This window comes from Amycolatopsis sp. NPDC003676 (genome assembly GCF_053587275.1).
On the sequence record NZ_JBSFNS010000200.1, the window covers coordinates 1 to 8,178 of the forward strand.

Genomic DNA, 8,178 nt, shown 5'->3' on the forward strand with positions numbered 1-8,178 from the left:
CCTTGACAAGCACCCCCGCGCCGTAGTCACACTCAGCTTCGGGGTGCCCCACGCAACCACTCACGGCAATGTCGCCGCCAGGCGACGAGCCGAACGCGACGCCTCACCGAGCAGCAACAGCAGCCCCAGCCCGAACCACCCCAGGCACCGGCTCAGGCTCAGGAGACACCGCCTCGCCCCCAGCCGACCGAGGCACATTCATCTGCGCAGGCAGCAAATTCGCATTAGGCACCCGAACCGGCCCAGTCCCAGTCGACCCTTCCCCGCTATCCGCCGAAGTCCCGACGAGCGCGAGCGCGCTCAGCACGAGCCCGGACACCACGACCCCGGCCCCTTGCGCCGCCCGTTTCCGGCTGAAAGCGAACCGACCGCCACCGAGCACGTTCGCCGACTGCCCGAGCGGCGCGGTTGTTCCCAACGGCGCGGCACCCCCGAGCACCCCGGCGTCCCGCAACCCGGCCACCCGTTCCGGCCGCTGGATAGCCACCAGCTGGCCATCGGCAGTGACCGCGAGATTGTCCGGCGCACCAGGCAAATCAGTGTGCTCCGGAATCGACCGGAGACTGGCCAGGAAACCCGCCGACATCGACGGCGCACCCGCGTCCTTCACCGCGGCGACAGCCTGCCGCTGCGAGGTCACCTCGGCCGCGCAGTCCGGGCAGCGCGCGACGTGCGCCAGCGCCCGGTCGTGGGCGACGGGCGTCAGCTCGCCGTCGACCAGTGCGACTACCGCGTCGGGCATGAGGTGGGATTCGGCGAAACGCCAGCCGGTCATACGGACACCTTCGCAGATTCCTCCCGGGTCGCGCGACGGCGCTCGAGCGACGCGCGCAGCGCCGAGCGGCCGCGGTGGATGCGGCTGCGCACGGTGCCGAGCTTGACGCCCAGCGTCGCGCCGATCTCCTCGTACGACAGTCCTTCCACGTCGCACAGCACGACCGCGGCCCGGAACTCCGGGGGCAGCTCGTCGAGCGCCTCCTGCAGGTCTGGGTCCAGGTGGGTGTCGCTGTAGTGCTGCTCCGGGCTCGGGTCGTCGCCGACGATCCGGTCGGTGTCCTCGGGCAGTCCCTCCATGCGCACGCGCGAGCGGCGGCGCGCCATGTCGAGGAACAGGTTCGTGGTGATCCGGTGCAGCCAGCCCTCGAAGGTGCCGGGCTTGTAGGACGCGAGCGACCGGAAGACGCGGATGAACGTCTCCTGGGTCAGGTCCTCGGCGTCGTGCGTGTTGCCGGTGAGGCGGTAGGCGAGCCGGTACACGCGGTCGGCGTGTTCGCGCACGACCTCGTCCCACGAGGGCGGCGTCCAGGCCGCCTCGGCTGCGTCCACGGTCACCGGAGCGGCCTCCGGCAGTTCGGCGTTCTGCATCAGGGGAGCAGGCACCTCCATCTGGGTCAACTCCTCTTCACCTCTGCCAACGCGGGCCGGGCACACGGTGTTCCCGTGTGGTTGAGACTCAGTCTGTCCGGCTTCCTTATGGAACTCATGAGACCGGTCTGAGAGCAGCCTGAGAAGTTGGCCTTTCCAGGGTTTTCGCGGGCTTTCCCGGGGCCGGAAGGCGCTTACCAGGGAGCCTTCGCTGATTTATCGACAACCAGCGCTAACCTTCGCGCGTGAGTTCGGGGACAGAGGCGGCGGCCGAGACCGGGGCGGTCGGCGCCGAGCAGGTCGACGGGTACCTGCCCGACGACGACGTGCTGGCCGCGGCGCGGCTGCGCGCGGTCGACCTCGGTTGCGCCCCGCTGGCCCCCGGAGCAGGCACGACGCTGCGTTTTCTCGCCGCGACGGTCGCCGCGCGGGCGGTCGTGGAGGTCGGCACCGGATCCGGCGTGAGCGGGCTGTACCTGCTGCGCGGGATGGCCGCCGACGGCGTGCTGACCTCGATCGACATCGAACCGGAGTACCAGCGGGCGGCGCGCAAGACCTTCCTCGAAGCCGGCTACCCGCCGGGCCGGATGCGGCTCATCGTCGGCCGCGCGCTGGACGTGCTCCCGCGGCTCACCCCCGGCGGCTACGACCTGGTGTTCGTCGACGCCGCGCGGATCGAGTACCCCGGCTACTACGAGCAGGGCGTCGCGCTGCTGCGCCGCGGCGGGGTGATCGTGTTCCACCAGGTCCTGGCGGGCGGCAGGCTCACCGACCCGGCCCGGCGCGACCCCGAGACGATGGCGTTGCGCGAAGTCGCGCGAGCGGTCCGCGAGGACGACCGGCTGATCCCGGCGCTGCTGCCGGTCGGCGGCGGACTGCTGGTGGCCACGGCGTGCTCGTGAGTGGCAATCACGGTTAGAACCGCGATTAGCACTCACGACCCCACCAGCACCCGCTCCTGTCGCCGCACCCGCGTGCCCACCTGCACCGCAGCCACGGCCAGCCCCAGCCACACGACCACAGCCACGATCAGCCAATCCCACCCAGCCCGCCCGTAGACGACACTGCCGACCCCGCCGCCGATGCTGCTGCCCAGGTAGTACATGAGCATGTACAGCCCGCCGACCTGGCCACGCGCGTTCTCCGGGGCCTCGGCCGCGGCCCAACTGTTCGCGATCGAATGCGCGGCGAAGAACGCCGTCGTCAGCACGAGAAAGCCGACGACGATCAACGGCAGCGAATCCGGAATCGTCAGCAACGCGCCGACCGCGGTCAGCAGCAGCATCCCGACCAGCGCCTGCCGCCGTCCGATCCGCGCGGACAGCCGGTTGGCCGTGGCCGAGGAAACCGAGCCCAGCGCGTACGACACGAACACCAGCGACGCGATCGCCGGCGACAGGTTCAGCGGCGCGCCGGTCAGCCGGAACCCGGCCGCGTTGTACAGCGCGACGAACGACCCCATGGCCAGCAGTGCGACCGCGTACTGCGCGAGCAAAACCGGCCGCCGCACCGCGGTAAGCAGGCCGACGCCGATGTCGCGCAGGCCTTGCCGCTCCCCCGTCTTGACCGGCGAAGGCGGCAGCATCACCACCGTCACGACCGCGCAGACCAGCGAAATCCCGGCCACCACGTACAGCGCGCCGCGCCAGCCGAACGGACCGGCGGTGAACCCGGTGGCCAGCCGTCCGGTCATGCCGCCGATGGTGTTGCCCGCGATCATCGCCCCGACCGCGGCCGCGACGCCGGTCTTCCCGAGTCGTTCCACGAGATAAGCCGTGGCCACGCCGGGGAATCCGGCGATCGCGACGCCCTGCACCGCGCGCAGCACGAGCAGCAGCGAGTAGTCCGGCACCAGCGGCAGCAAGAGCCCGAGCACCGACGAAATCACGACGGACGCGATGATCACCGGCCGCCGCCCGACCACCTCGGACAACGCGGCGATGGGCAGCACGGAAATCGCCAGCGCACCGGTCGCCACGCTCACCGCGAGCGCCGCGCCGCCGGGATCGAGGTGGTATTGCCCGGCCAGCTGCGGCAGGACCGCTTGCGGCGCGTAGAGCAGGGCGAACGACGTGAAGCCCGCGGCGGCGACCGCGACCTTGACCCGGCGGGCGGAGGAGAGCATGACCTTGAAAGTAAGCTTGGCTAATCAATACGTCTAATACGTTGATCTGCCATCATTCATACCGTGCCGAATGAGAGCCTCACCGCGCAGCTCGTCCCGCACCTGTCTCTGCTGGCCACGCTGCGGAGCACTGGAAACGTCACCCGCACGGCCGAGATCCTCGGAGTGCCGCAACCCACAGTCAGCAGGCGGCTAGCCGCACTGGGACAGGCCCTCGGCGCACCGCTGACCGTGCCCGACGGCCGAGGCGTCCGGCTCACCCGTGCCGCCGAACTCCTCGCCGACGCTGCGGAACGCGCGCTGCCCGTGGTCGACGCCGGGGTCCGCCTCGCCCGCGAGGAGATCGAACCGGCGAGCGGCCGCGTCGTGCTCGGCTTTCTGCACCTGCTCGGCCGGTCGCTGGTGCCGGGCTTGCTGCGCGCGTACCGCGAACAGGCCCCGACCGCCCGGTTCTCCCTCGTGCAGGGATCGTTGCAGGACATGGTCGACCGGCTCGTGTCCGGCGAACTCGACCTCGCCCTGCTCGCCCCGGTCGTCGAGGACGAGCGGCTGGAGACGGTCGTCCTCGACCGGCAGCCGATCCACCTCTCGGTGCCCGCCGGACATCGACTGGCCGGACGACGCAGCGTTCGAGTGGCGGAGCTGGCCGACGAGCCGTTCGTGCTCCTCGAACCCGGCTACGGCCTGCGACGGATCACCGACGACCTCTGCGCCGCCGCCGGTTTCACGCCGAAGGTCGCGTTCGAGGGCCAGGAATCCGACACCGTCCGCGGACTCGTCGGCGCCGGCCTCGGCGTCGCGCTTCTGCCGCGCTTCGAACCCGGCTCCCCGGCCGGCGTCGCGGAGGTGCCGCTGCATCCGCCGGTCCACCGGACGATCGGGCTCGCCTGGCGTGCCGGGGAGCCGCTTTCGCCCGCCGTTCAAGCGTTCCGGGACCACGTGCTCGGCATGACGGACTAACGGCCAGGCTGGTATTTGTATCCCGGCACCGTGCTACCGTTTCCGGTATAGAAATACCGGAACCTGAGGACGCGAGGTAGTCGTGATCGAGCTGAAGACGCCTGCGGAGATCGACCGCATGCACGTGACCGGGCGGTTCATCGCCGAGGTGCTGACCGAGGTCGGCAAGCTCGCCGACGTCGGCGTGAACCTGCTGGACCTGGAGCACCACGTGCGCGGCATGATCAAGCGGCGCGGGGCCGTCTCGTGCTACTGGGACTACGCGCCGTCGTTCGGCGAAGGCCCGTTCCGCAACGTCATCTGCCTCTCGGTCAACGACGCCGTCCTGCACGGCCTGCCGCACGACTACACCCTCCGCGACGGCGACGTGCTCACCGCGGACATCGCGGTCACCATCGACGGCTGGGCTGCGGACTCGGCGCGCACGGTCATCGTCGGCACGCCCGCCGAGGAGGACCAGCGGATCATCCGGGCCACCGAGGAGGCGCTGGAAGCCGCGATCAAGGTGTCCCGCGCGGGCAACCGGCTCGGCGACATCTCGGCCGCGATCGAGGCAGTCGCGACCGGCTACGGCTACCCGGTCAACACCGAGTTCGGCGGGCACGGCATCGGCCGCACCATGCACGGCGAGCCGCACGTGTCCAACCGCGGCAAGGCAGGCCGGGGCATGAAACTCCGCCCGGGCCTGACGCTCGCGCTGGAACCGTGGCTGGCGCGCACGACGGACAAGATCGTCTACGACCCGGACGGCTGGACCATCCGCTCGGCCGACGGCTCGCGCACCGCGCACTCGGAGCACACGGTGGCGATCACCGATGGGGAGCCGACCGTGCTTACCCGCCGGGAGGAAGAGTTGGCGGGGAAGAACTAGCCTCGCACTGCCGCGGCAGAACCGTCGGCCCGGCCGAGAAACCGATCCGCAGCTCCGGATCAACTCTCGTACGAGGCCGCGAACTCCACCAACGTCCGGGCAGCGAACCCCGACGCGCCAGGCACCACGTCGTCGTACGGCTTGTCCGCGCGCGCCGGGCCCGCGATGTCCAGATGCGCCCACGGCAGCCCCGCCGTGAACTCGCGCAGGAACAGCGCCGCCATGATTCCGCCGGGGCCGCCGGGGGCCTGCCGGACGTCGCCTAGCTCGCCTTCGATCCCGGTCGCGTAGTCCTCGACCAGCGGCATCCGCCACCACGCCTCACCAGCGCGGGCACCGGCCTCGACCACTCGCGCGGCGAGGTCGTCGTCGGTGGAGAAGAAACCGCCGGTGCGCACGCCCAGCGACACCTTCATCGCGCCGGTCAGCGTGGCCGCATCGACGATCAGGTCGGGCTTGAACTGCGCGATCCCGTAGGCGAGCGCGTCGGCCATCACCATCCGGCCCTCGGCGTCGGTGTTGCCGACCTCGGTGGTCTGGCCGCCGTAGTGCCGCACGATGTCGCCGGGGCGGTACGAGCCGCCGGAGACGTGGTTTTCCGCCGCGGGCACCAGCGCGGTGACGCGTACCGGCAGCTTCAGCTCGGCGATCGCGCGCATCGCGGCGATCACGGCCGCGCCGCCCGCCATGTCGGTGCGCATCAGGTGCATGCCGTCGGCCGGCTTCAGCGAAATGCCGCCGGTGTCGAAGGTGATCCCCTTGCCCACGAACAGCAGGTGCTTCGTCGCGCCGCGCGGACGGTGCGTCATTTCGATCAGGCGCGGCGGCGAAACCGAACCGCCGCCGACCGCCAGAACTCCGCCGAACCCCTTGTCGGCGAGCCACTTCTCGTCTCGCACAGTCACGTCGACGGTGCCGCCCAGCACCTTCGCCGCGGTGTTCGCCAGCCATGCCGGGTTCTTGATGTTCGACGGCGTGTTTGCGAGATCACGCGTAAAGGCAGCGGCCGCCGCGAGAACGCGTACGCGCGCGACTGCCGCCGCGTACGCGGGCACAGCGTGCTCGTGCGCGACAACGAGACGTACGGCGGGCACGGGAGGCTTCGGCTCTGTCGTGGTGACCACGAACCGGTAGCCGCCCAGCGACAGTCCAACCGCGAATTCGGCGGCGTGCTCCGCTGTCGCGTCTTCGGGCAGTACGACCTGGACTGTCCGGATGGGACGGTTCTCGGCCGCTTCGCGCATCGCGCGCGCCAACGCGGCACCGGTCCGGCGAAAGTCCTTCGGCGCGCCTTCGCCGATACCGGCGACCCAGCGCGGACCGTCGCCGTCTTCGGGCACGTCGCGCACTTCGGCGGTGCGTCCGCTCGACCCGTACGCTGCGCCTTCCTCCGCCTCGGCCGGCGCGACCAGCACTGCTCGCGGGACTCCGCGGCGCGTCGCGGCGACGACCTCGATTTCGGGCAGCTTCGTGGGAACGGGTGGTAGCGAGTTACGCACAGCGAGCAACCTTAGGGCGCAGACGAACCGACCCCGGCCTCCAAGAGGAGACCGGGGTGCACAGTGGACAGAGCGGGGAGAGCGCAGGTCAGCCAGTGACCTCCTGCAGCGCAGCGCCGAGGTCCTTCGCTTCCTCCGCGGAGAGCTCGACGACCAGCCGGCCGCCACCCTCCAGTGGCACCCGCATGACGAGGCCCCGCCCCTCCTTGGTCACTTCGAGGGGACCATCTCCGGTCCGGGGCTTCATGGCCGCCATAGCGTGCTCCCTCCGTCTCAACCGGCGCGCCCGGGTCGCGCACTCCCATGCCAGCCGGGTCTCGTCCCCCATTGTCCCTCATCAGCGCCCGGGCGCGAACGCGGACCGATCATTTGCCGCCGCATCGGTGCTGGTATGCCGCCCGCCGAGGGTGCGAGACTCAGTCCCGAGAACCCGAGCCGCCGCTTCAGAGGAGCATTTCGTGACCACATCCGACGTCCTGTTGACCGCCGACGCCGACGGCGTGCGCACCCTGACCCTGAACCGGCCGGAGGCGTACAACTCGCTGACCGTCGAGCTCAAGGAGCGCCTGATCGCCGAGCTGCGCGCGGCCGCCGAGGACCCGGACGTCCGCGCCGTCGTGCTGACCGGGACCGGCAAGGCGTTCTGCGCCGGACAGGACCTCAAGGAGCACGTCGGCCTGCTGCAGGCGAACGACCCGGCCCCGCTGCACACGGTCAGCGACCACTACAACCCGATCGTCAAGGCCATCACCGGGATGCCGAAGCCGGTCATCGCGGCGGTGAACGGCACTGCTGCTGGGGCTGGGGCGGCGTTCGCTTATGCGAGTGATCTGCGGATCGCGGCTGAGTCGTCGTCGTTCTTGATGGCGTTCGCGAATGTCGGGTTGGGGCCGGATTCGGGAGCGTCTTGGACGTTGCAGCGGCTCATTGGGTACGGGCGGGCTGCTGAGTTGATGTTGATGGCTCGGACTGTGGACTCGGCTGAGGCTCTGCGGATCGGGCTGGTGGGGGAGGTTGTGCCGGACGAGGAGCTCGCGGCTCGGGCGCAGAAGGTGGCGGCGAAGTTGGCCGGGGGGCCGACTGTGGCTTACGCGAAGATCAAGAGCGTGTTGGGGGTGGCGGCGGAGTCTTCGTTGGAGGAGGCGTTGGCGGCTGAGGATGCCGCGCAGACTGCTCTTGGGGCTACTGCGGATCATTCGGAGGCGGTTGAAGCCTTCGTGGGGAAGAGGAAGCCTAACTTTCAGGGGAAGTAGCACCGCGGGCTTCGCCGCGGAAAAGAGAGGTGCGGTGGGGCACCCCGAAGCTTGATTGTGCTGACGGTCTGGGGTGGCTTGTCAAGGCGGGAAAGATGCCTTGAC

At 70.3% G+C, this 8,178-nt stretch carries 9 protein-coding genes; 4 read left to right on the forward strand and 5 right to left on the reverse strand.

Annotated features, from left to right (window positions below; genetic code table 11):
• Positions 1-103: 103 nt before the first annotated feature.
• Positions 104-775: an anti-sigma factor family protein gene (locus ACWDNU_RS44270; protein WP_370940276.1), complete on the reverse strand. Its 672-nt coding sequence runs from the start codon at positions 773-775 to the stop codon at positions 104-106.
• Positions 772-1,386, reverse strand: coding sequence for an RNA polymerase sigma factor SigE (sigE, locus tag ACWDNU_RS44275; protein ID WP_037353366.1), 615 nt, complete (start codon positions 1,384-1,386; stop codon positions 772-774). Before sigE ends, ACWDNU_RS44270 begins: the two co-directional genes overlap by 4 nt.
• A gap of 224 nt (positions 1,387-1,610) precedes the next feature.
• On the opposite strand from sigE, the gene ACWDNU_RS44280 reads away from it, so the two are divergent.
• Complete coding sequence (locus ACWDNU_RS44280; protein ID WP_449673249.1) at positions 1,611-2,267, forward strand: O-methyltransferase; 657 nt, start codon at positions 1,611-1,613, stop codon at positions 2,265-2,267.
• Between the two features lie 32 nt (positions 2,268-2,299).
• Here the strand turns inward: ACWDNU_RS44280 and ACWDNU_RS44285 are convergent, their stop codons facing one another.
• Entirely contained in the window at positions 2,300-3,490 is a 1,191-nt protein-coding gene (locus ACWDNU_RS44285; protein ID WP_449673250.1) for an MFS transporter, read from the reverse strand.
• Between the two features lie 63 nt (positions 3,491-3,553).
• On the opposite strand from ACWDNU_RS44285, the gene ACWDNU_RS44290 reads away from it, so the two are divergent.
• A complete protein-coding gene (locus ACWDNU_RS44290; protein ID WP_449673251.1) occupies positions 3,554-4,450 on the forward strand; it encodes a LysR family transcriptional regulator in 897 nt (298 codons plus the stop codon).
• Between the two features lie 82 nt (positions 4,451-4,532).
• Positions 4,533-5,321, forward strand: a complete 789-nt coding sequence (map, locus tag ACWDNU_RS44295) for a type I methionyl aminopeptidase (RefSeq protein ID WP_449673252.1) — start codon at positions 4,533-4,535, stop codon at positions 5,319-5,321.
• 59 nt (positions 5,322-5,380) lie between these two features.
• On the opposite strand, the gene ACWDNU_RS44300 is transcribed toward map, so the two are convergent.
• Both ACWDNU_RS44300 and ACWDNU_RS44305 read right to left on the reverse strand, forming a co-directional pair.
• Positions 5,381-6,820, reverse strand: a complete 1,440-nt coding sequence (locus tag ACWDNU_RS44300; RefSeq protein ID WP_449673253.1) for a leucyl aminopeptidase family protein — start codon at positions 6,818-6,820, stop codon at positions 5,381-5,383.
• Between the two features lie 88 nt (positions 6,821-6,908).
• Positions 6,909-7,076, reverse strand: a complete 168-nt coding sequence (locus tag ACWDNU_RS44305; protein WP_005155393.1) for a DUF3117 domain-containing protein — start codon at positions 7,074-7,076, stop codon at positions 6,909-6,911.
• Positions 7,077-7,278: 202 nt separating this feature from the next.
• On the opposite strand from ACWDNU_RS44305, the gene ACWDNU_RS44310 reads away from it, so the two are divergent.
• A complete protein-coding gene (locus ACWDNU_RS44310; protein ID WP_449673254.1) occupies positions 7,279-8,073 on the forward strand; it encodes an enoyl-CoA hydratase-related protein in 795 nt (264 codons plus the stop codon).
• The last annotated feature ends 105 nt before the right edge of the window (positions 8,074-8,178 follow it).

Coding starts and splice junctions, on each gene's coding strand:
- ACWDNU_RS44270 (WP_370940276.1), bottom strand. CDS start 775: ATGACCGGCTGGCGTTTCGCCGAATCCCACCTCATGCCCGACGCGGTA.
- sigE (WP_037353366.1), bottom strand. CDS start 1,386: ATGGAGGTGCCTGCTCCCCTGATGCAGAACGCCGAACTGCCGGAGGCC.
- ACWDNU_RS44285 (WP_449673250.1), bottom strand. CDS start 3,490: ATGCTCTCCTCCGCCCGCCGGGTCAAGGTCGCGGTCGCCGCCGCGGGC.
- ACWDNU_RS44305 (WP_005155393.1), bottom strand. CDS start 7,076: ATGGCGGCCATGAAGCCCCGGACCGGAGATGGTCCCCTCGAAGTGACC.